The sequence below is a fragment of the Paenibacillus sp. OK060 genome (genome assembly GCF_900101205.1).
Classification (GTDB): Bacteria; Bacillota; Bacilli; order Paenibacillales; family Paenibacillaceae; genus Paenibacillus; species Paenibacillus marchantiae.
On record NZ_FNFR01000005.1, the window covers coordinates 550570 to 573476 of the forward strand.

Annotated in this window: 17 protein-coding genes and 1 riboswitch; of the genes, 5 read left to right on the forward strand and 12 right to left on the reverse strand. The window is 47.7% G+C overall.

What is annotated here, in order from left to right:
- Positions 1-354 precede the first annotated feature (354 nt).
- Together BLS14_RS21065 and BLS14_RS21070 are read left to right on the forward strand one after the other, a co-directional pair.
- Positions 355-2364, forward strand: a complete 2010-nt coding sequence (locus BLS14_RS21065; RefSeq protein ID WP_090953790.1) for an endonuclease MutS2 — start codon at positions 355-357, stop codon at positions 2362-2364.
- Between the two features lie 92 nt (positions 2365-2456).
- On the forward strand, positions 2457-2705 hold the full coding sequence (locus BLS14_RS21070) for a cysteine-rich CWC family protein (RefSeq protein ID WP_063566886.1): 249 nt from the start codon (positions 2457-2459) through the stop codon (positions 2703-2705).
- A 52-nt stretch (positions 2706-2757) separates the two neighbouring features.
- On the opposite strand, the gene BLS14_RS21075 is transcribed toward BLS14_RS21070, so the two are convergent.
- The 5 genes from BLS14_RS21075 to gcvH form a co-directional block, all read right to left on the reverse strand.
- Complete coding sequence (locus tag BLS14_RS21075) at positions 2758-3909, reverse strand: mannitol-1-phosphate 5-dehydrogenase (protein ID WP_090953792.1); 1152 nt, start codon at positions 3907-3909, stop codon at positions 2758-2760.
- Positions 3906-4340, reverse strand: a complete 435-nt coding sequence (locus BLS14_RS21080) for a PTS mannitol transporter subunit IIA (RefSeq protein ID WP_024633110.1) — start codon at positions 4338-4340, stop codon at positions 3906-3908. Before BLS14_RS21080 ends, BLS14_RS21075 begins: the two co-directional genes overlap by 4 nt.
- On the reverse strand, positions 4337-6442 hold the full coding sequence (locus BLS14_RS21085) for a BglG family transcription antiterminator (RefSeq protein ID WP_090953794.1): 2106 nt from the start codon (positions 6440-6442) through the stop codon (positions 4337-4339). Before BLS14_RS21085 ends, BLS14_RS21080 begins: the two co-directional genes overlap by 4 nt.
- Complete coding sequence (locus BLS14_RS21090; protein ID WP_063566883.1) at positions 6442-7908, reverse strand: PTS mannitol transporter subunit IIBC; 1467 nt, start codon at positions 7906-7908, stop codon at positions 6442-6444. Before BLS14_RS21090 ends, BLS14_RS21085 begins: the two co-directional genes overlap by 1 nt.
- 564 nt (positions 7909-8472) lie before the next feature.
- Positions 8473-8862, reverse strand: a complete 390-nt coding sequence (gene gcvH, locus BLS14_RS21095; protein WP_063566882.1) for a glycine cleavage system protein GcvH — start codon at positions 8860-8862, stop codon at positions 8473-8475.
- Between the two features lie 348 nt (positions 8863-9210).
- A riboswitch (glycine riboswitch) is annotated at positions 9211-9333 on the forward strand.
- 300 nt (positions 9334-9633) lie between these two features.
- On the opposite strand from gcvH, the gene gcvT reads away from it, so the two are divergent.
- The 3 genes from gcvT to gcvPB all read left to right on the forward strand — a co-directional run bounded on the left by gcvT (position 9634) and on the right by gcvPB (position 13705).
- Positions 9634-10770: a glycine cleavage system aminomethyltransferase GcvT gene (gcvT, locus tag BLS14_RS21100; RefSeq protein ID WP_090809522.1), complete on the forward strand. Its 1137-nt coding sequence runs from the start codon at positions 9634-9636 to the stop codon at positions 10768-10770.
- Positions 10767-12122 carry an aminomethyl-transferring glycine dehydrogenase subunit GcvPA gene (gene gcvPA, locus BLS14_RS21105; protein ID WP_063566880.1) on the forward strand — a complete coding sequence of 452 codons (1356 nt, stop codon included), beginning with the start codon at positions 10767-10769 and terminating at the stop codon, positions 12120-12122. The genes gcvT and gcvPA overlap by 4 nt, the downstream gene beginning before the upstream one ends.
- 95 nt (positions 12123-12217) lie before the next feature.
- Positions 12218-13705 carry an aminomethyl-transferring glycine dehydrogenase subunit GcvPB gene (gene gcvPB, locus BLS14_RS21110; protein WP_072734812.1) on the forward strand — a complete coding sequence of 496 codons (1488 nt, stop codon included), beginning with the start codon at positions 12218-12220 and terminating at the stop codon, positions 13703-13705.
- A gap of 144 nt (positions 13706-13849) precedes the next feature.
- Here the strand turns inward: gcvPB and BLS14_RS21115 are convergent, their stop codons facing one another.
- The 7 genes from BLS14_RS21115 to ptsG all read right to left on the reverse strand — a co-directional run bounded on the left by BLS14_RS21115 (position 13850) and on the right by ptsG (position 22883).
- Positions 13850-14629 carry a hypothetical protein gene (locus BLS14_RS21115; RefSeq protein ID WP_090953796.1) on the reverse strand — a complete coding sequence of 260 codons (780 nt, stop codon included), beginning with the start codon at positions 14627-14629 and terminating at the stop codon, positions 13850-13852.
- Positions 14629-15609, reverse strand: coding sequence for an ABC transporter substrate-binding protein (locus tag BLS14_RS21120; RefSeq protein ID WP_090809516.1), 981 nt, complete (start codon positions 15607-15609; stop codon positions 14629-14631). Before BLS14_RS21120 ends, BLS14_RS21115 begins: the two co-directional genes overlap by 1 nt.
- A 26-nt stretch (positions 15610-15635) precedes the next feature.
- Positions 15636-16727, reverse strand: a complete 1092-nt coding sequence (locus tag BLS14_RS21125) for an alpha/beta hydrolase family protein (RefSeq protein ID WP_176854662.1) — start codon at positions 16725-16727, stop codon at positions 15636-15638.
- 219 nt (positions 16728-16946) lie between these two features.
- Positions 16947-18518, reverse strand: coding sequence for a helix-turn-helix domain-containing protein (locus tag BLS14_RS21130; RefSeq protein WP_063566876.1), 1572 nt, complete (start codon positions 18516-18518; stop codon positions 16947-16949).
- 249 nt (positions 18519-18767) lie between these two features.
- Positions 18768-20480, reverse strand: a complete 1713-nt coding sequence (gene ptsP, locus BLS14_RS21140) for a phosphoenolpyruvate--protein phosphotransferase (RefSeq protein WP_063566874.1) — start codon at positions 20478-20480, stop codon at positions 18768-18770.
- Entirely contained in the window at positions 20473-20748 is a 276-nt protein-coding gene (locus BLS14_RS21145) for an HPr family phosphocarrier protein (RefSeq protein ID WP_024633102.1), read from the reverse strand. The genes ptsP and BLS14_RS21145 overlap by 8 nt, the downstream gene beginning before the upstream one ends.
- A gap of 77 nt (positions 20749-20825) precedes the next feature.
- Entirely contained in the window at positions 20826-22883 is a 2058-nt protein-coding gene (gene ptsG, locus BLS14_RS21150; protein WP_090953802.1) for a glucose-specific PTS transporter subunit IIBC, read from the reverse strand.
- Positions 22884-22907: the final 24 nt, after the last annotated feature.

The following is a 22907-nucleotide window of genomic DNA, read 5'->3' on the forward strand; positions in this document are numbered from 1 at the left end:
GAGAGATTTTGATGTCGGTGAGCGTTCTTAACTAACTAGTTTCATATTCAGGAGTTTGGCCTTCGATTCACTTGTGCCTTGTGGCATACGTGTATTTCATGATGCGCCATTACCCTGTACTTAGTTAAGAACAGCGGATATCATAAATCGCCTCCGGGATTGTACGTGTCCGGGTCTATTTCCGCGCTGTGTTCAGCGTGGATTTTTTTGTATAGACCTATAACGGGCCCTACTTTCCCGTACGTTAAGGGCGGAGAATGACGTTTGTTCATTCTCCGCCCTTTTTGCGTTTTCCGGGAATATGTCCCATCGCTTTAACCGAAATTCCATTTTATATCCAAGGAGAGATCAAGCATGAATGAAAAAACGTTAACCAGTCTGGGTTATCCCCAAATTCAAAAAAACGTTGCAGCCTGTGCCCTATCCTATTTGGGCAAACGTTACGCAAGAGACATGAAGCCAATGGTGGACGCTTCTCTGATTCAAATGCGGCTGGAAGAGACCGCTGAAGCGGCTGCTTTGATTCGTTACGGTGCCAGTGTGCCCATTCCTTCACTGGATGGCATGGAGACCATCATGGATCTGCTCGGCACCGGTTATTTATTTACGGAACGTGATTTCAGTCATCTCGCCCAATTTCTGCGCAGCTGCGCACAGCTTATGAAATACATGGAGGGCAAATCCGAAGTGGCCCCCACAGTTAGTCGCTACGCTTCATCCATGATATGGATGGAATCCCTGCTCAGCGAGATTGAACGCTGTATCCATAGTGGACGCATTCAGGATCAGGCGAGCAAGGAGCTGATACGTATTCGTAAAAAAATGACGGTGAATGAGGAACGCATGAAGCGCAAGCTGGATTCTCTAATAAGCAAACACCGCTCCATCATGCAGGAAAATGTGATTAGTCAGCGTGGTGGAAGAACCGTGCTGCCCATTAAGAAAGAATTCCGCAAACACGTTAAAGGCAGTGTGCTGGATGAATCAGGAAGTGGCCAAACCGTATATATTGAACCTGCTGAATTAGTAGGTCTGCAAATGGAGCTGTCTTCACTGCAAGCCGAGGAATCACGGGAGGAGATGAAAATTCTCGGTGACTTAACCTCCCTGGCAGAGTCTTATAATCGTGAAATTTCGTTAAATACGGAAACGGTAGGGATTCTGGATTTCCTATTTGCCAAAGCGAAATATGCGGCCACCATGGATGGACGAACTGTACGCGTCAATGCCATTGGACGTGTTCGGCTTCATCATGCCCGCCATCCGTTTATGGGTGCATCCATGGTTCCGCTTGATTTTGCAATTGGTCAAACTTATTCCTCGCTAATCATTACCGGGCCGAATACGGGTGGCAAAACGGTTGCACTCAAAACATTGGGTCTGCTCACATTGATGATGCAATCTGGTCTGCTTGTGCCTGTCGCTGAAGATGGCGAGATGGCCGTGTATCATGAAATTGCTGTTGATATCGGCGATGGACAGAGCCTGGAGCAAGCACTCAGTACCTTTTCTGCACATATTCGCAACATGATTGGCATCCTGGAGCAAGCCGATTCATCGACACTTGTGCTTATTGACGAGATGGCCTCCGGTACCGATCCCGGTGAGGGAGTGGGACTCTCGATCGCCATGCTGGAGGAGCTGCACAGCCGTGGAGCTACCGTTATCGCTACAACCCATTTTGGGGAAATCAAACATTTTGCAGCATCCACGCCTGGATTTGAGAATGCAAGAATGGAATTTGATACGGTCTCTCTTCAACCTCTCTATCGATTGCGGATCGGAGAAGCCGGGGACAGCTATGCCTATTCCATTGCACTGAAATTGGGTATGCCACAGCGTATTATTGAGCGCTCCAAGCTCATTTCAGATCAGGGTGTCTCGCAAAGTGTCTCTTCCACCTCCTCTCCATCCGTGCCTAACGTAAGTTCAACGTCATCGCAAATAAACAGCACGGTTGAACAAGAACAATTGAATGAAGCAAGGAACACGATAAAACCTATCAGCCCGTCCGTACAGACTGGAACTAGAAAGCAATCTGCTGATCGGCCTGAAACATTAGAACCCGCGCCCCCTGCCAAAGCATTCCGAAAAGGGGATCGCGTCTATGCAGCTTATCTGAACCAGTCAGGCATCGTATGTGATGTGGAGGACAGTCGCGGAAATATCGGAGTCATGCTGCGTGGACGTAAAGTCAAAATTCATAAGAAACGTCTAACTCTGCACATCTCCGCAGATGAACTATATCCGGGTGACTATGACCTCGACATTGTGCTGGAGTCCAAAGAGAACCGAAAGAAACGCAAACTGATGAGTCGCAAGCATGTGGAAGGACTGAAAATTGAATTGCCCCCTGAAGAATAACCACAGGATTGATATAATGGGTTGAGTTGCTATACTTTAATAAACCTATCGATCGTTCGTGGTTAGAAATTTATCGGGGAAGGAAGACTCGTATGTCTGTTGAGCAGGATACAAAGAAAGTCACTCCAGAAGTTCTTGTATGTCCTTTATGCGGTGAGGCCAATGGCTGCTCCTATGCGGCTGGTCGTCCTCATTCAGAATGCTGGTGTAACTGGGCTGTGTTCCCAGAAGGGGTATTTGACCCCATTCCGGCAGAACAGCGCAGGAAGTCCTGCATCTGCGAGGCATGTCTGGATACGTATAAAAAGAAGACAGAGCAAAATAAAGAGCCCCACAGTTAACCCTGTGAGGCTCTTCTTCAATCAATATTATTTTGTATTGAAATACAGAACGTTACTTCTGCATTTGTTGATAATGCGCTACAGCCTGCTTCAGTACAGGATGACTCTCATCCATGGACGTATACTGGCTGAGTGCTGCTTCAATCCCTTTTTGCTGGATCGTAGTCTGGAGTTCCACCGCTTCCGGGTCTTCGGATACGTCAAACTTGCAGGCAGCGGCCATACCCATCGCCAAAAGTGTTGTCTCCGTTCCATACTCGTAAGCCTGGAGAGCTGGGCGAACCAGACGGTCATTCGGGGACAGTTTCCGCAGTGGAGAACGTCCTACACGAGTTACCTCATCCGTCAGATGCGGGTTAACGAACCGTTCCAATATTTTGGCAATGTACAACTGATGATCGTCGGCATTGAATCCAAAACGCTTCACCAAAACGGCTCCGGTTTCCTGCAAGGCACCATATACGATGGATTTGACTTTTTCATCGGCAATAGCCTTCTGAATTGTATCAAACCCGTTCACATATCCAATATAAGCGGCAATACAGTGTCCCGTATTTACGGTAAACAGCTTCCGTTCGATATAAGGCTCCAGATCATCCACATACATTACACCCTCAACCGGTTTGAACGCAGGAGCCATTTGTGAACGGTCAACAACCCATTCATAGAAAGGCTCTACCTGTACATGCAATGAATCTTCATGATGCTGAATCGGCACAATCCGATCTACGGCAGAGTCCGGGAAATACACGTACTGATCCGCAAGCAGGCGAGTCCGCTCATCAAGCAGGCCATATACATGTTCTTTCAGCTGAGTGCTGGCTCCAATTGCATTTTCACAGGCAATAATGTGAAGGGGCTGGAAGACATCGCCCGTTCCCAGTCTGGACGTAAGTCCTTTGGCAATACCGGGAGCAATATGTTTCAGAATGTTCACACCCACTGCAGTTGTGATCAATTCAGCTTCTGCAACATTCTGAGCAACGGTATCCAGATTGGTTCCATCGATTGCACTCACACCGGTAACTGTCTCCAGGTCTTTGGCCTCGTTAGCCAGTTCAACCGTATACTCTCCACGCAGCTCTAGAGCCTTAACCAGATCCTGATTAACGTCGGAGAAAACAACATTGTAGCCTGCACGGGACAGAATCAAACCGATAAAGCCACGTCCAATATTACCTGCTCCAAAGTGAAGGGCCTTCATAGTTCCATTTCACTTTCCAAAATAGTGATGACTTCTTCAGCGGTTTGAGCATGACGCAAAGCTTCCATGTTCTCTTCCTCGGCGCAGATGACTGCGATGCTGGTCAGGATCTCCATATGTTCTCCACCTTGAGCGGCGATACCAATTACCATATACGCTTTTTCTTCCCCAAAATCAACACCTTGCGGGAACTGAATGACGGAAATGCCTGTGGACAGGATGAATGATTTGGATTCCTTCGTGCCGTGTGGAATCGCAAGTCCGTTGCCTACATACGTGGAGACAATCTCTTCACGCTCCAGCATTTTGTCGATGTATTCAGCGGTGATATGTCCCGCGTCTTTCAAAATTTGACCTGCCATACGAATCGCTTCGTATTTGTCCTGAGCCGTTGCATTCATGATGACTTTATCTTTAGTTAACACACTCATGTTTGAATACCTCCAATTTCGGTTTTGCTGCGGTAAAATCCCGCAAGTTCTTGGGACAAGTAATGAATAAGATCATCCCGGTTGCCTTTTTCAAGTAATGCAATCATTTCTTCCTGCAACAATAGCGCACTGATTTCACTCAGTACCTCCAAACTTTCCTTCGATAACTGTCTGGGTCCAAGCATCAAGAGCACATGGCTGACACCTGCCGGGTCTTCCGGCGTGCGTAGAAGCGGCTCTGTCAATTGGAACAGCGTAATTGAAGGACTGTGAATGCCATCACTGCGTGTATGAAACAGAGCGAGGGAAGTTCCGGGAATCTTCTGACTTCCAACAGCTTCACGCTCCTCCAGCAGCCTGGCAATCTCATCTGGATTATTCAATACACCGGATTGATGCAAAACGCTGCACATGGCGTAAGCCGTTTCTAAAAATCCGATCTCCTGATTATCCAGCGGGAACACCTGAAACTTGCCGATTATCTGTACGATTTCAATCAGGGTCGCTTCCAGTCCAACCGGATCGGAAATTCGTCCTGTTGTCCTTGAGTCTGCTTCAGGTGGGGGACTATGTTCCCGCTGAAGCGTCGTTGTCCTGATGAAATGTCTTAAACGTTCACTTTCTTCTGCCGTCAGCAGTGGGCTCACCTTGTAGTATTGATGTTTATCCATCGGCAGATCCACAGTAGAGAGAACCAAATCATATTCCGTCTTTGGGATACGCGCGGCTTCATACCAGGACACGCTGTCCACAATCCGAATTTCGGGAATTTCCTTGGACAGACGGCTCGATAACATCCGTGAAGATCCGATCCCACTCGTACAAACGACGACAGCCCTGATTTCACGCTTCAACACCCGCAGCCGTTCAATGGAAGCACCGAAGTGCATTACCAAAAATCCGATCTCCTCATCCGGCACATCCGTATTGGGCCAAGCCTCTCGCACGGCTTTCTTTACATCCTCAAACAGTGATTCATAATCCTTGCGGATCTGCTGAAGCAACGGATTACGGATGAGCTGCCGCCCATCCATTCGTTCCAGCACCGGCTCTATATGGGCAATCAGACCTTCACGAAGCAGACGATCCTCATGGAACGAATAATGAGTTTTCTCCTGCATTCGATCTGTAAGAGAACGAACCATGTCGAGTAAGACCAGATCGTCTATGGGCAGAAGACGCGAGGAATGAATCGATTGCTCGATTTCAACTAGCAGCCTGTGAAAATAAGCCTGCTCCTCGCCGACAAACTCCAGCCCAAGCTGGGCAGATAGAACGCCGCACAACCGTGAAGCCAAATATTCCGGCACCTTCCGCTCATCTTGCAGAGGATTTCCAACGTCATTTTTGTCCTGTTGTGTGCCCCGACCTATGCCAAAACCTTTGCGAATACGCACAACGGCTACAGACAATTGGATCAGCAGCTTCATGTATTGACGTTCCGGGATATTTTCCAACCACTCAATATCCGGCTGCCATAATGCATTTTCGACCGTAAGTACATCCTCATGCCCTATCATTCCCAGAAGTTTGCTGTTTACTTTGGAAACTCCCTGCTCCGCCTGTCTACCGAACAAATCGGATTCATCCAGATATTCAAGAGCGAGCGCGGAAATAGCCATGCGATGAGCCAGCTCGCTTCCATTGATCTTGACCCCATATCCACGCCTGCGAACCAGCTTCAAGCCAGCCAGCTGAATGCGTGGTTCCAGATCGTCCAGATCATTGCTTGCCGTAGACACGGTTACCTTCAGATCTGAGGCCAATGCAAGCAGCTTCACAGGCTCGGATTCATCCAGCAAAATACAAAGCATGAAGAGTTTACGCTCTTCGGGCGTAAACTCCACATATTCGTTAAGTTCAAGTTGTTGACGCAATACGGCCAAATCATCGGAACCGGGATCAATTCGAACCCCGGTTCCCGATTTTTTTTCCAATCTCATGCCAAGGGGCTCAAGCCATTGTTCAATCATCTGCAACTCTCGATGTACGGTACGAGTGCTTACTTTGACCGCAACAGCTATATCGCCAGCAGTTACCTCATGAGGATGCTCCAGCAGGAACTCCACGATCTCACGCTGTCTCCTTGTAATATTACTCATCAGGAGTCGGATTTGAGGCGCTCCACCAGTGCCTCATATTCAGGACTCTTCAGGAAGTTATCGATGGAAATATGCTCTGCATTTGGAGCCACGGATTTGGCCCGGTCAGTCAATGTTTTCTGTGTGATGACGATGTCGGCATCTTGTGGAATCTCACTGATCGCCGTGTTGGTTACAGCGACATCCACACCGGCTGCCTTCATTTTCTTCCGCAGAATCGAGGCACCCATGGCACTCGAACCCATACCTGCATCACAGGAGAATACAATTTTATTGATATCCGTTTTTACTGCCGAAGAAGCAATATCGGCTGCACGGTCAGCTTCACGATTGTCTTTATCAACGGTGAGGTTGCCCGTTTTGCCCTGATTTTTCATATCTTTCATGCGGTTGGAAGCACTATCCAGATCTTCGTCATCCTTCTGTTTACCTGTTTTGAGCAGTATGGATGCCACGAGGAAGGAGATGACCGCAGCTACGGCTACCCCGGCAAACATGCCAAGATATCCACCCTTAGGCGTTAACAATGAGTAGGCAATGATACTTCCCGGTGACGGTGCAGATACCAAACCAGCTCCTGTCAGCATGAAGGTCAATGTACCCGCCACACCACCAGCCATCGCAGCCAGAATCAGTATCGGTCTCATCAGAATGTAAGGGAAATAAATCTCGTGAATCCCGCCAAAGAAATGAATGATTACAGCACCTGGAGCGGAAGATTTGGCTGATCCGCGACCGAAGAAGCAGTATGCCAGCAAAATGCCGAGTCCAGGTCCTGGGTTGGATTCAAGCATGAATAATACGGATTGCCCCAGTTCTCTTGCTTGATCCGTACCAATCGGTGTCAGAATACCATGGTTGATCGCATTGTTCAGGAATAATACTTTTCCTGGCTCAATGATCAGGTTGACCAGCGGGAGAAGACCAGCATTCATCAAAGCTTCTACCCCAGCCGATAACACCTTGCTAATCGCTTCAACGAAAGGCCCGATGCCTTTAAGGGCTAGAAGGGCCAAAATCCCACCAATAATACCAGCGGAGAAGTTGTTAACCAGCATCTCAAACCCTGATTTGATTTTGCCATCGACAGCTTTGTCAAATTTCTTAATGACCCAAGCTCCCAATGGTCCGGCAATCATAGCGCCAAGGAACATTGGAATGTCACTGCCGACAATAACCCCGATGGTCATTATTGCACCGACTACACCACCACGTTGGCCGTGTACCATGGTACCGCCTGTGTAACCGATAAGCAAAGGCAGCAAATATTTGATCATTGGATCAACCAGCAATGCAAAATCTGCGTTAGGGAACCATCCTTTTGGAATGAACAATGCCGTAATCAAACCCCAGGCGATAAATGCACCCATGTTCGGCATAACCATACCACTCAGGAAACGTCCAAACTTCTGAACGCCGACCCGTATTCCTCCGCTTTTTTCGGACTTTGCGTCCACTGAACTCATATTGAAAACCTCCTCAACATATTAAACCTTAATTCCACTGAATTTTGACAACGATGATCCAGACGAACAAAGGTACAAATCTTCAATAAATCTTAATTTACAACCATATCGTAAATGAAAACGGTATCTTCTACAACGAAATGAAAACCTACTTCCGTCATGAACGTTGATGACAAGATTTAAATTTAAAGGATTGTCCCATGTTTGAACCTTGTATATGGAATGGAACCTGTTATTCCCTTTCATGTATCATACCCACGAAATGCCCCATTTTAATGACAAATGAAATTGTAAATTTATTCTATTTGAACGAGCTGTTTCTATCTCAATTAGAAATAATGATGAAACACGTTAATTGATATTCATTCCATCCCATTCGTCTGTTAACAACGAAAAAAGCGCAATTGCCTCACCCTGTCCCAGGTGAGGCAATTGCGCCTAAGTATTCTCCGAATGAGCTGTATCACCATCCGGATCTATAATCAATCGATTCATTTTTAATACGTTAAACGAACTTTCCATTAAGCTGAAACTCCGTATCTAGCGGAAATTTGTACCTTAATATTATTCCGTATGTTTACGATACGCATCCGCGTTCATCAATGTGGAAAGTGCTGCTGTGAGGTCGCCCTCAACACGAATCTCGATCATCCAGCCTTCCTCATATGGGGAGTTGTTAACCAGCTCCGGGGAATCCTGCAATGCATCATTCACAGCAATAATCGTTCCACTGACAGGAGAAAACAAATCCGAGACGGTTTTGACGGATTCAATCGTTCCAATGCCGTCTTCCGCTTTTACATCCGATTCAAGGTCAGGCAATTCTACAAACACAATGTCACCCAGCTGATGCTGCGCGAACTCGGTAATGCCAATACGTACGGTATCCTCCCCTACGGTCTGCACCCATTCGTGCTCTTCACTGTACAGGAAATCACTTTTCAATTCGCTCATCGATATCCGCCTCGCTTTTCATTAAATGAGTGCATGCGTTTCTTTGACCTTAACCTTTTTCCCAGAACATAGCGTATGATATTTTCGATTCAAATGTCAAGATACCTCACAATTTATTTGTTTTTCTTCCTTATATGCCTGTAACTCAAATGGACCCTCCCTACATATAATGGTGAATATTAGAAAAGTAAGCGCACTCTTTATAAATAGACGTACATTTTAATGTTAATTAAAAATTTCATTCGGATTTTTTGTTCATATCTATGATATCGTTCTTGACATCAATAGACGATTCAGGCTTTAATGAGAGTAGTAAATGTGTTTAATTGGTCTATGCAATACCCGCGGATGAATGTAAAGGGAGAGATTACCCTTGACACCCGAATCAGGGTGTACATGCGGTAACGCCGAAGGAGTAAGCCACCGACAAGCGGAGGTGAATCTCTCAGGCAAAAGGACTTTTACGGGACGCAACTCTGGAGAGCATCTAATCGCCTGTATGGGCGTTATGATCACCCAAGGGGAAACCTGCTGCATCATGCGGCGGGGTAACTCTCAGGTACCAAGGACAGAGCCTAAGAATACAGCGTGCTTCTGGCATGCCGATTCTTTGGCCTGTCCTTTTCCTTTTTCCCAAAAAAACGAAAACAGGTTATAGAGCGGCGCTGCCTATAGCGTCCTTACCTTACTTTTATAATAAAATATGATGCCAGATTCATTGATCCACGGTTATACACTCGGCCGGTTGACGGCCCATGACGAGGTGATTGGATGTCCGATTTGCTTAGAACCCCACTCTTTCCACTCTATCAGCAATATGAAGGCGTACGATGCATTGATTTTGGTGGCTGGGAGCTCCCGGTACAATTCAGTGGAATTCAGAAAGAGCATGAAGCGGTGCGAGAACGTGCCGGATTATTTGATGTATCTCACATGGGTGAATTCACCGTACAAGGTGAACACGCAGAAGCTTTTTTACAGCACATGACCACTAATGATGTAACAACACTCGTTCCCGGTCAGGCCCAATACACGTTAATGTGTTATCCGGATGGCGGCGTGGTCGATGATCTGCTGATCTATAAACTGAAAGACCAGCATTATATGCTGGTGGTTAACGCCTCCAACATCGACAAGGACTGGGCATGGCTGCAACAGCACATGACGCCAGGCGTAACGATGACCAATGATTCGGATCAAACGGCGCTGCTTGCTCTGCAGGGTCCGCTGGCAGTGGATATTCTCAGAGCGGTGACAGACACTGATGTGTCTTCGATTGAGCCTTTCCGCTTTGTGGCAAATGCGAAGGTATGTGGCGTTTCATTGCTGTTATCCCGCACCGGATATACGGGTGAAGATGGCTTTGAGCTCTACGTTCCCGCGGAACAAGCTGCTGAGGTCTGGAACGGATTGATGCAAGCGGGAGAAGGTCACGGACTCGTTCCGACAGGACTGGGTGCCAGGGATACGCTGCGCTTTGAAGCCAAGCTGCCCCTGTATGGACAGGAATTGTCTGCAACCATCTCACCGCTGGAGGCTGGCGTAGGTATGTTTGTGAAGCTAAATGCAGGACCGTTTATCGGACATGAAGCCCTGTTGCAGCAAAAAAATGATGGGCCTGCCCGCAAGCTGGTCGGCATCGAAGTGCTGGAGCGCGGCATCCCTCGCCCTCATTATCCCATTTACGCCGAAGGCGTACAGATTGGTGAAGTAACCACAGGCACCCAGTCGCCTACGTTAAAACGTAATCTGGGTCTGGCCTTGATTGACAGCAAATATGCTGCACTGGGTACCCCGCTGGAGATTGAGATTCGTGGCAAGAAACTGAAAGCCGAGGTCGTGAAGACCCCTTTTCATAAACGGACACGTGCGCCAAAGACACCTACTCAAGGAGCTGATCAAGCATGAGCAAGCATCGCTACATTCCCATGACCGAGCAGGATCAGAGTGCCATGCTGGCAACCATCGGCGTGGAAACGATTGAGGATCTGTTCCATGACATTCCACAGGAGATTCGCTATCAGGGCGAACTGCCTGTTTCCTCCAAACTGGATGAATACGCACTGACACGTCATATGTCGAAGCAAGCGGCAGCGAATGCCAACTTCGAGACACACGCCAGTTTCCTGGGTGCAGGCATTTATGATCACCACGTTCCCTCCGTCATTAATCATGTAATTTCCCGTTCCGAGTTCTATACAGCCTATACACCCTATCAACCCGAGATCAGCCAAGGAGAATTGCAGGCGATTTTCGAGTTTCAATCCTACATCTGTGAGTTGACAGGCATGGCTGTAGCCAATGCCAGCATGTACGATGGTGCAACTGCATTTGCGGAAGCAGGCAATCTGGCCGCAGCGGCAACCCGCCGCAAACAGCTGATTGTGTCACGTACCGTGCACCCCGAATCCCGTCAGGTATTGCAAGCTTATGCTCACGGCCTCAATCTGGAGATTGTTGAGATTGGATATCAAAATGGTGTAACAGACTGGGATGCCCTGCAAGCCGCCGTGTCCGATGACACCGCAGCCGTCATGATTCAAAGCCCGAACTTCTTCGGCGCCGTGGAAAATGTAAAACAGGCCGCAGACCTTGCGCATGCGCACAAGAGCCTGCTCGTGGTCAGCGCCAACCCGCTATCGCTGGGTCTGCTGGAAGCCCCAGGCAAGCTGGGTGCTGACATCGTCGTTGGCGACGCGCAGCCCCTTGGCATCGCCGCTTCACTCGGCGGCCCAACATGCGGATACTTCGCCGTATCCCAGGCTCATATGCGCCGAATTCCTGGCCGAATTGTAGGCCAGACAACGGACCGCAACGGCAAGCGTGGTTTTGTACTCACGCTGCAAGCACGGGAACAGCATATCCGCCGTGAAAAGGCGACGTCCAACATCTGTTCCAACCAGGCGTTGCTCGCGCTGAGCGCCTCTGTATATATGTCCATTATGGGTAAACAAGGCATGATCGACGTTGCTGATTTGAATTTGCAAAAGAGCCATTATGCCCTTAATACGTTTACCGCAATTCCAGGCGTCTCTCTTACGTTTACCGCCCCTACGTTCAATGAGTTTGTTATCCAACTGCCTGAAGGAACAAATGTGGAACCACTGCAACTGAAATTGCTCGATGCAGGTTTCATTGGCGGGTATGAACTTGGCCGTGATTATCCCGAGCTCGCCGGACATATGCTGATTGCAGTTACTGAACGACGCAGCAAGGAAGAGATCGACGAATTCGCACGTGTATTGGAGGGATCGCTGTGACTCAGGAAACGACAACAAAGACAACTACGACGACATCAGCACAAGGACAATCGGAAACGGTAACCTCTATCTCCACTTCGGGCCAACCTGAAACTATCACAACAGACACTAACCAGGCTGCCTCTCCAGCACCGGAGCAATCGTTGATTTTTGAACTCAGCAGTCCGGGTCGGGTCGCTTATTCGTTGCCCGAATGCGACGTTCCCCGTCAAGCTGTGGATTCCCTGATTCCCCGGGAAATGCTTCGGTCGGAAGCAGCAGCATTGCCTGAGGTTTTTGAAGTTGACGTCATTCGCCATTACACTGCCCTGTCTCGTCGTAATTTCGGGATAGATAACGGATTCTATCCGCTGGGCTCTTGTACGATGAAATATAATCCGAAGATTAATGAGGATGTGGCCCGTTACAACGGGTTCGCCAAAATTCATCCATATCAGCATGAATCCAGCATTCAAGGTGCACTTGAACTGCTCTACACGTTGCAAAATGACCTTGCCGGACTTACCGGGATGGACGCCGTTACGCTGCAACCGGCCGCTGGTGCACATGGCGAATGGACCGGGCTCATGATGATCCGTGCTTACCACGAAGGTCGTGGTGAACGGCGTACGAAAGTCATCGTACCCGATTCTTCTCATGGGACCAACCCGGCAAGTGCAACCGTAGCAGGTTTCGAAACGGTAACGATTCCTTCCCGCGCAGACGGTCTGGTAGATCTTGACGCACTTCGCGCAGCTGTTGGTTCGGACACCGCAGCGCTCATGCTGACTAACCCGAATACACTCGGACTCTTTGAAAAAGACATTCAGGAGATTGCCTCCATTGTGCATCAGGCAGGTGGCTTGCTGTACTACGATGGAGCCAACTCCAATGCCATTATGGGCATCACCCGACCTGGCGATATGGGCTTCGACGTGGTGCATCTGAACTTGCATAAAACGATGAGTACTCCGCACGGCGGAGGTGGACCTGGTGCCGGCCCGGTTGGTGTGAAGAGCCGCTTGATTCCATTTCTGCCGAAACCGATGGTCATCAAAAATGATGAGGGTATATATGCATTGGATCGCGAAGGTGATCAATCCATTGGCCGGGTCAAAGCTTACTATGGTAACTTCGGTATTCTGGTCCGCGCCTATGCCTACATTCGTACTTATGGACCTGAAGGCTTACGCCGGGTATCTGAATGTGCGGTGCTCAACGCCAACTACATGATGGCCCGTCTCGCACCTTACTACGAGATTCCGTATCCAGGCGTGTGCAAACATGAATTCGTTATGTCTGGCCGGGGGTTGAAACAGTATGGTGTACGTACACTGGATGTTGCCAAACGATTGCTTGATTTTGGGTATCACCCGCCAACCGTGTACTTCCCGCTGAACGTCGAGGAGTGCATCATGATCGAACCAACCGAAACCGAGAGCAAAGAAACCCTTGATGGGTTTGTCGATACGATGATTCGCATTGCCAAGGAAGCAGAAGAAACGCCTGAACTGGTACTCAATGCCCCTTACGGCACACCGGTTACCCGTCTGGATGAAACAACAGCAGCCCGTAAACCTGTACTGAACTGTGCTTGCAGTTAAAAGCTAACCTCTAATAAACTAATGAAAACATATTCAGTCGTTGATAATCATTAATAAATGCCAAAAACAGCCGCATTTTGCTTTCTGCGCGGCTGTTTTCTTTATTGCTTATTAACCTGTCAGCTTTATTTTATCTTCTCCGGTCTAGGGCTTCCAATTGGCCCGTTCCTTCTTGCCCAATCGCGGACAGGTGTAACAATAGGAGCGACCTTGTCGTAAATATTGCAAGCAACAGACGTTTTTGATCGCAAGTCTCTTCGTAGGCTCCAGCGGATGATCAATCATCCGAACCCTGACACGAAGCGGATTCTTGGCCAGACCAAATACATCAGCTTCCAGACCATTTTGCAGCACCAGTTCATCAGCGGCAAACTGACGCAAGAGAGCTTCATCGTCTTGATACGTATTATGAATATTCTCCCTGTAGTTTTGCAGAGCCGTTGGCAACTGCCCCCACAACATGCTGACATGCAACCCAGAAGCTTTGGACAAACACTCCATGAGGGGACGTGCAGTCTGACTGTAAAAACGTCTTAATTCTGCTTCAAGCCAGACCGTTCTTTCCTCCGAATCCTTCGGAGCGAGAGTGACATCCATGTTCTCAAGTTGAAAAGCAATTCGTGTATACCCGGTTTCCTTCATCAAATGTATACTCAGATTGGCTAGCGAAAAATTCGGAGCTGAATCATGGACGGATACGGTATATTGCAGCGCAGCTGCCACATCCCCGAACCAACTGGTGAAATAGGCTGCGGCAACCGTTAGATCCTGTCCCTCGATTAACTGTTGATAGGCGGACAAAAAGCTTCTCATTGCCTCCGGATCAACAATAGATTCTCCACATAGCGATGCCACGGGTACACCATTCAGTTCCTGTACAAGATTAAAGTGCTTCCCCAGTTCCTCACGAATCCGGTCATTCATCATTCGCCGAACAAACGATTCAGGTCATCCAGCATGGAAGTAGCCGCATTGGGTCCATACCCGCCAAACCACGAATCTGAAGCCACCTGGAATACCTGATTATTTTTAACAGCCTTCATGTTTTTCCAAATCCCCAAGGTCTGCAGATTGTTATAGATCTCTTCATTATCATTGATAAGGATAATGTAATCCGGATCGATTTCTGGCAACTTTTCATTAGACAATACTTCATAGCGACTTTCAGCGCTTGTCACGGGGAAAACAGCCGGTCTGGAGAAACCGAAATCATCATAAAGCCATTTGTAGTCCATGTCTCCGTAATACCGAATATCATTTCTTATCCGCAATACCATGAGTGTCTTACCCTCTGCTTTGGCGTGAACTTTTTGGATCGCCTCAGCTTTATGCGTTTCATAGGTTTTTATCACTTCTTCTGCCTTTTCGTTCAGACCAAAGGCCGCCGCGGTAGCTCGAAATGCCGTCTGCCAATCAGGTGCCACATATCCATTCTCAAGCATGGCCGTTGGAGCAATTTTGGCATAATTCTCGTATTGCTCTTTGCTGTTCGTATCCGTCACAATCAGATCTGGTCCAAGAGAGAGCATTTTCTCTACACTGACCTTACCTTGATCACCGATGATAGCCACATCATTCAAGAATGGCTTCAAATATAACGGAAAATCTTCGTTCTGTGATTTTACTGTAGCTTGTGGCGTCATGCCAAGTGCAATCAGGTGATCCGTCAAATATGTCACTGTGGAAGCGATATTTTCTGGCTTTTGTGGTAATGTCTGCTCACCATTTGTATCCTTAAATGTAAACGTGGCATCTTGGGACTCTTCCGAAGCCGCTTGTTCCTGTTTCGTCGGTTCTGCCTCAGACGAACCTGACTTCTCTTTGTTGCCACAGGCCACAATCAATAATAGCACCGCAAGCAAAACTGCTGTTAACGTGAAGTAGCGTTGATTTCGTTGTTTCATTTTCTACAGATCCCCTTATTCATTCGTTATTCTGTTATTTTGTCTTCTGCCGTTCTCTCATTTCTCATTACACGTGTGCTTGTGATCCAGCCCTTTTCATTTCTTAGATTCATAAAAAACGAACTTCCATGCTGTGGAAGACGTATGAGCGCTTTGCAGTTCGTTGTATCCAACGAAGCAGGGATGGACTCCCATCTTGCGGTTCTCCAATTGCGATCATCCACGCACCAATAAAGATTGGCCTCCAGGACAGGAAGGCATGAATCATACCGAACGACAAACCAACCGTCCTCGTGCTTCTCCTCACATATTTCAATAAGCGCAGGTTTCGCTTTAACGATACTGTCTGCAAAAGCGAAGACCCCCTCGCATGCCCATGCCTCCTTATAAGAATGTCCAAGACCCGGATGAAGGCTTAGTCTGCTTTTGTTGTTCGGATGGCACTCCAGATGCTGCTCAAAAGACTTGTTAAATATGGTCAACGGAAAATGGGTATCATTACTACCGTTAAGCCATAACATCGGCAAGCTGCTTTCCGACAGATATGTGGATGGATCCCATAATAGACGAACACGTTCTGCCTCTGCCTCCGGCATCGATGCAAAGCTAAGCCCATAATAGGAACCCGGTTCATGCAAATACCCACAGCCATAAACGGGCATGGCAAAAGAAAGCCTGGTGTCTAACCCCGCAACCAAACTTGTGATGATGCCTCCCCATGAAATTCCTGTTATACCTATGCTCTGCTTGTCTACACCCGGAAAAGAGCGGAGCAATGAATGAGCCAATATTACAGCGGCTACGGCATGATACATCCATTGATCTTCAACAGGCTGTTCGTAATCTGCAAATACACCCTGTTTCTCAGGACCACTCCATGAATGTGAAGGCCATTCCATCCGTTCGGTGTGCTCCTCATCCCCGAATGGAACATGCCCTTCCAGATCCATGGCTATCGCAGCATACCCTCGTGCCATCCATTCTTTCACCCAACTGCTAAAAGCTGTTCCCGCACCACCGTGAACCAAAATTACCGCGGGAACTTCCTCGTTAGGAGAGACCGGACGCGGGATGCCGTAGTAGCCAAATATGCGAGTAGCACGACCTTTATATGACACACCCTCATAGAAGCAAGCATGTACGCCGGTATGTTGATCTTCGGAAACCGGGTATAATCGAGGTGCTTTAAACAATTGCTCTAGATTCCAAGGCGGCTTTCCAGAAATGGAATGTCACCTCCTCTTTACACTGATAATGATTTTCTTTCTCAATACGTATCATATCATTCATTGCTTCAGCTAAACATGGATATATAAACGGAGTGAACTGGACTTTAGTCAGCCAAATAACCGCATAAAATAGGATAGCGCCCGATCATGCGACCAAGCTGAATACTCAAACAATTTTTCTGTCCCCACCTCGTACACATGTCCATGCCGAACCGCTGTCAAACGATGCCACTGCTCACTGGCCTGAAGCGCCTTCCATTCCCGGGCCGCCTGCTGTGTGGAATCTACCATGATAATCAGCATATCTGCGTCGTATTTTTCCAGAGCTTCTTTAGTCACCGATTCAAAAACATTGATGTCATCGAGACGATGCGTAGCTGCCAATCTAAAATCATCATAAAGGACCGCGCCAGCATTGCGTTTGCCATATATCCGATATTCCGAATCCGTGATACGCCATATGTTGACGGTAGCTCCACCGATGTTACGTCTTACTTTGCGGTAGACCGCTTCCGCCTTGCCATCATATTCTGACAGCCACACCTCCGCCTCTGCCCGATGCTCCATGACTTCTGCAATCATTCGAAGCTGCTCGCGCCAGTCTGCGGATAACCAAGGGATGGCAACTGTCGGCGCAATCTGCTCCAGCTCTTTTCGCGCCCGCTCGCCCAGAATGTCAGTGCAGAAAATAAGCTCCGGCTCCGACGCACGCAATCGATCCACATTTTCTTGCCAGATCTGCCCTTCCCCCAGCTCATAAGAATGCAGACGAGTCATTCGGTTGTATAATTCATGATTTGGATAAAAGGCAGCAGCTTTCGGAAGCAGGCCAAGTGCCAGTAAACTGCCCGAGATTGGATCAGAGACACTTGCGATACTATATCTGCGGCTTTTGACAAACGCATTAGGCGAAAGTCCCATCTTCTGTTTGAATCTGCGGCTAAAATAAAATTCATCTTCATAGCCGACTCGGACCGCGGTCTCTTTTACACCATCACCTGACAAAAGGAGCTCCTTGGCCCGTTTCATTCTGACATCCATCAGATAGGCCGTCGGGGTCTTTCCTGTATATTGCTGAAATGCCCACGAAAAATATCCTGGACTCAGGCCAGCAAGCTTGGACAATTCATCTCGTTTTAACTCATGATCCAGATGTTCATTCATATAATCGGCAACACGGGCAATCGCAGAAGCGGTAGACTCAACGCTTTCCGGCTTGGCCTCCGCTTGAACAAGTGAAGTCATCAAACCGTATAATGCGGCCTGTCTATTGAAGTGTTCCTCGTCACCAGCGACCTCCAGTTGAAGCAATCGATCACAAGAGAGCGCGAGTTGATGCGGATCTTTGCACCAAAACAAACCCTCCATGAAAGCATGGGTAGCGGTCATCTGCTGTTCTCCGCCATATTCGTATACTTCGAAACGGACCATACAGCCTTTTAACGCCTGCTCATCTGCCGCCAGCTTGAACCTCTGTCCAGGAGCCAGCAAATAGACTTCCCCTTCATTCAATCGGGATATGTGTTCGTTCGATACCAAAGTTCCTGAGCCACTTATACAAAGAATAGCGAAGTGTTCCGCTGTCGCTGCATGAACAATTTCTCCATTCGAGGACACTTCAAACGAATCGATACTGCTATATTTAAGCATCTTGCCTGCCTTTTTTTCATTGACCTTCATGGTAACCCTACTTTCTCCCTCAGCATGATGTCCATTGATTGAATTGTTCGAATATCTTAATGATAATGATTTTCAACCAAGATACAAACGGAAAAATGTAACTTCTCTGAAGAATAGTGATATCGGCCCAAAACAAAAAAAGCCGGTATCTGCTGTAACAACAGATACCGGCAAAATCGCTGCAAGACTGCAGCTTTTTTATCGGAAAAAGAAACCCTAAAAATCGGGTGGAAACCCCGTAAAATTACATTACGCTTGAATGCTTTGAACCAATTCAACGACTTGTTCAGCCGTTTGCATATCGAGTGCTTTGGCAGCAAGTTCTTGCATGTCTGCACGGGACAGCTTGGTGATCTGACTGCGAGCTGGCAGAATAGATGTTGCGCTCATGCTGAACTCATCCAGTCCGAGACCGAGTAGCAATGGAATTGCTGTTTCGTCTCCGGCCATCTCACCACACATGCCAACCCATTTGCCTTCACGATGCGCTGCATCGATAACCATTTTAACCAAACGTAAAATGGCTGGGTTGTAAGGTTGGTACAGATATGCCACTCGTTCGTTCATTCGGTCAGCAGCCATCGTGTATTGAATCAGATCGTTCGTTCCGATACTGAAGAAATCCACTTCTTTGGCAAATTGATCCGCCAGAACTGCAGTCGAAGGAATTTCGACCATGATTCCGAGTTGAATGCTGTCAGAAACAGCAATACCTTCAGCAACCAGCTTCTCTTTCTCTTCGAGCAAGACAGCTTTCGCTTCACGGAATTCACCAAGTGTTGCGATCATAGGGAACATGACACGCAGGTTACCATGTACGCTTGCACGCAGCAATGCACGCAATTGAGTACGGAAAATGTCCAGACGGTCCAGACACAGACGAACTGCGCGGAAACCTAGGAATGGATTCATTTCTTTTGGCAGGTCCAGATATGGAAGCTCTTTGTCTCCACCGATGTCGAGTGTACGAACAACAACAGGTTTACCTTCCATTTTTTCCAGTACAGCCTTGTAAGCATTATACTGAATGTCCTCGGAAGGAAGCTTGTCTCTGCCCATGTACAGGAACTCGGTACGGTACAGGCCTACAGCCTCGCCGCCATTCTCCAGAACACCAGCAACATCATTCGGTGTACCAATGTTGGCTGCCAGTTCCACATGAACGTTGTCCACCGTTACCGTTGGCTCATCACGCAGTTTTCTCCACTCGGCACGTTGTGCATCATATTGCTCCTGTTTGGAACGATACTCAGCAATAACATCATCCGTTGGATTAACCAGTACGTGACCGTCCAAACCGTCAACGATAATCATGTCACCTTGTTTCGCTTGAGCCAGAATGTCCTTGGTTCCAACGACAGCCGGAATTTCAAGCGAACGAGCCATGATTGCAGAGTGAGAAGTACGTCCACCAATATTGGTTGCAAAACCTTTAACATATTGACGGTTCAGTTGAGCCGTGTCGGAAGGCGTAAGATCCTCCGCAAGCACGATCACTTCTTCACTGATCTCAGCAGGACTCATGAATTCGATACCAAGCAAGTGATTTAGCACACGTTTGGTTACATCACGCATATCCGCAGCACGTTCCTGCAGGTAAGCACTCTTCATGTTTTCGAACATTTCGATAAATTGCGTTGCTGTTTCGTTCAATGCGAATTCCGCATTAATCTTATCATCTGCAATTTTCGCTTTAACCGGATCAATCAGTTCCGGGTCATTCAGAATGAGCAAATGCGAAGCAAAAATCTCAGCTTTTTTCTCGCCAAGCTCTTGTAAAGTACGCTCTTTGATCGCCTCAAGCTCAGCCTGGGACTTGCCCAGAGCTGAGTCGAGTTTCGCGATCTCTGCGTCAACGTCGTTGATTTCGCGTTTTTCTACAGAGTAATTGGGATGCTCCAAGATAAACGCCTTGGCGATAGCAATACCCGCCGAAGCCGCGATCCCAGAGACATTAAGCATTAATTTCGCCCAGCCCTTCGTTAACCATAACGTCTGTCAGAGCTTGAAGAGCTTCAGCTTCTCCTTCGCCTTCAACGATGATGTTGATGGTGTCGCCTTGTTCCAGACCAAGGGAAAGTACACCCAGGATGGATTTCAAAGTTACTTTTTTACCGTTAGCTTCTGCAAAGGATTCTGCACCTTTGAATTTGTTTGCTGTATTAACCAGGGCTGTCGCCGGACGTGCGTGGATACCATCTTCGTCTGTAATTCTGAATGTTTGTTGCATTACAATCATCTCACTTTCAATAATTTAATTTAGGCATTGCATATATTTACACTTGCTTGCCATCGTCGTAACACTTCTTATTTTATCTCAATAATCGGCTGATCGCCAATTTTCAGTAACCCACTTTTCGTTAGCGTTACTGTCGAGCCTTCTGGCAGGTTGGTGAAAATGATCGGAGAGATGATCGACGGAGCATTAGCTTTCACATACTCCAGATCCACTTCCATAATCGGCTGTCCTGCCGATACCAGGTCGCCTTCCTGCACAAGCACGTTAAAGCCCTGACCTTTCAGCTTCACCGTGTTGACACCTATATGAACAAGTACTTCCTTGCCTCCGTCAGACATAATGCCCACGGCATGTTTGCTTGGAAATACGTTAAACACCTTACCATATACAGGAGAAGTAATCTTGCCATCATGAGGCAGAACAGCAAAGCCATCGCCTGTCATTTTCTCAGCAAAGACCGGATCAGGAACGTTTGTGATGTCCATCAGTTCACCATTTACTGGCATAACGATGTCTTCCGCAATAATACGTTCACCTTTTTCACCTTGCGCCTTTTCCTGTTCAGGAGCTGGCTTAGCCACAGCTGCTGGAGCTGGTGCCGGTGTCCGTCCTGCAATGATATCCTGCATTTGAGATTTAATCGTATCTGAACGTGTACCGAAGATGGCCTGTACATTATTACCCACTTCAAGTACTCCAGATGCACCCAATTGTTTCAAACGATCTTTATTTACACTGGATTTCTCATTTACTTCAATCCGCAAACGAGTAATGCAGGCATCCAGATGTTTGATATTATCTTGCCCGCCGAATGCAGCAAGAATATTGTGAGGCAGATCATCCGTTGAACCTGAGCCTCCACCGCCCGAAGCAGTTTCAGGAGTTGACTCTTCACGTCCTGGTGTTTTGAGGTTGAATTTGCGAATGATCAATCGGAATCCGAAATAGTAGATCACTGCAAGAATCAAACCTACGATGATAACATCCCACCACGGCGTGCGGTTCGGGATAATTCCGAAGATCAGGAAGTCAATAAATCCACCGGAGAATGTCATCCCGATTTTGACTCCAAGAATTTGCATCGTCATGAAAGACAAACCTGCAAAGATACAGTGTACTGCAAACAGGATTGGCGCTACAAACAGGAATGAGAACTCCAGTGGTTCTGTAATCCCTGTGAGGAACGAAGTCAGCGCAGCTGATCCCATGATCCCTGCAACATACTTTTTGTGCTCCGGTCTTGCTTCATGGTACATCGCAAGCGCCGCAGCTGGCAAACCGAACATCATGAACGGGAATTTACCAACTTGGAACGTTCCCGCTGTAAGGTTCACACCATCACGCAGTTGATTGAAGAAGATTTGCTGGTCTCCACGAATGACATCTCCAGCTTTGTTCACATATTCACCAAACTCAAACCAGAATGGTGAATAGAAAATGTGATGCAGACCGAACGGAATAAGTGACCGTTCTACCACTCCGAAAATGAACGCCGACAATGTCGGACTTGTATCTACCATGAAGTGAGATACAGCATTCAGCCCATTTTGAATCGGAGGCCAGATGATTACCAGAAGCAACCCGATTAAGAGGGAAACGACTGAAGTGATAATTGGGACAAAGCGTTTACCTGCAAAGAAACCAAGGTAAGACGGCAGTTCGATTTTGAAAAATCGATTGTAACATAGCGCGGCGGTAATACCTATGATAATACCTCCGAACACGCCAGTACTCAATGTAGGGATACCCAAGATGCTGGCATAACCGGGTACTTCACCGATCATGGCCGGCGTAACACCAACAGCCGTACCCAAAGTCACATTCATGACCAGGTAACCGATGATGGCCGCAAGACCTGCGACCCCTTCGCCTCCGGCCAGCCCGACGGCTACACCGACAGCGAACAGTAATGCCAGATTATCAAATACGATCTGACCCGCATTCATCATAATCGTCGCGATCGAGCTTACCCATGGGGTATCTAGCGCTGTAGCATATTGCAGAAAATCCGGATTTACAAGCATGTTACCGATCCCGAGCAACAAACCTGCTGCTGGAAGAATCGCTACGGGCAACATGAGAGCTTTACCTACTCTTTGCAATACACCAAAAAGCTTTTTAAACATTGCGTCGTATCCACCCTTTCTTTT

Coding starts and splice junctions, on each gene's coding strand:
- BLS14_RS21080 (WP_024633110.1), bottom strand. CDS start 4,340: ATGAGTGTGTTAACTAAAGATAAAGTCATCATGAATGCAACGGCTCAG.
- ptsG (WP_090953802.1), bottom strand. CDS start 22,883: ATGTTTAAAAAGCTTTTTGGTGTATTGCAAAGAGTAGGTAAAGCTCTC.
- BLS14_RS21075 (WP_090953792.1), bottom strand. CDS start 3,909: ATGAAGGCCCTTCACTTTGGAGCAGGTAATATTGGACGTGGCTTTATC.
- BLS14_RS21070 (WP_063566886.1), top strand. CDS start 2,457: ATGTCTGTTGAGCAGGATACAAAGAAAGTCACTCCAGAAGTTCTTGTA.
- gcvT (WP_090809522.1), top strand. CDS start 9,634: ATGTCCGATTTGCTTAGAACCCCACTCTTTCCACTCTATCAGCAATAT.
- BLS14_RS21115 (WP_090953796.1), bottom strand. CDS start 14,629: ATGAATGACCGGATTCGTGAGGAACTGGGGAAGCACTTTAATCTTGTA.
- BLS14_RS21130 (WP_063566876.1), bottom strand. CDS start 18,518: ATGAAGGTCAATGAAAAAAAGGCAGGCAAGATGCTTAAATATAGCAGT.
- gcvPA (WP_063566880.1), top strand. CDS start 10,767: ATGAGCAAGCATCGCTACATTCCCATGACCGAGCAGGATCAGAGTGCC.
- BLS14_RS21145 (WP_024633102.1), bottom strand. CDS start 20,748: ATGCAACAAACATTCAGAATTACAGACGAAGATGGTATCCACGCACGT.
- BLS14_RS21120 (WP_090809516.1), bottom strand. CDS start 15,609: ATGAAACAACGAAATCAACGCTACTTCACGTTAACAGCAGTTTTGCTT.
- ptsP (WP_063566874.1), bottom strand. CDS start 20,480: ATGCTTAATGTCTCTGGGATCGCGGCTTCGGCGGGTATTGCTATCGCC.
- BLS14_RS21085 (WP_090953794.1), bottom strand. CDS start 6,442: ATGAGTAATATTACAAGGAGACAGCGTGAGATCGTGGAGTTCCTGCTG.
- BLS14_RS21090 (WP_063566883.1), bottom strand. CDS start 7,908: ATGAGTTCAGTGGACGCAAAGTCCGAAAAAAGCGGAGGAATACGGGTC.
- gcvH (WP_063566882.1), bottom strand. CDS start 8,862: ATGAGCGAATTGAAAAGTGATTTCCTGTACAGTGAAGAGCACGAATGG.
- BLS14_RS21065 (WP_090953790.1), top strand. CDS start 355: ATGAATGAAAAAACGTTAACCAGTCTGGGTTATCCCCAAATTCAAAAA.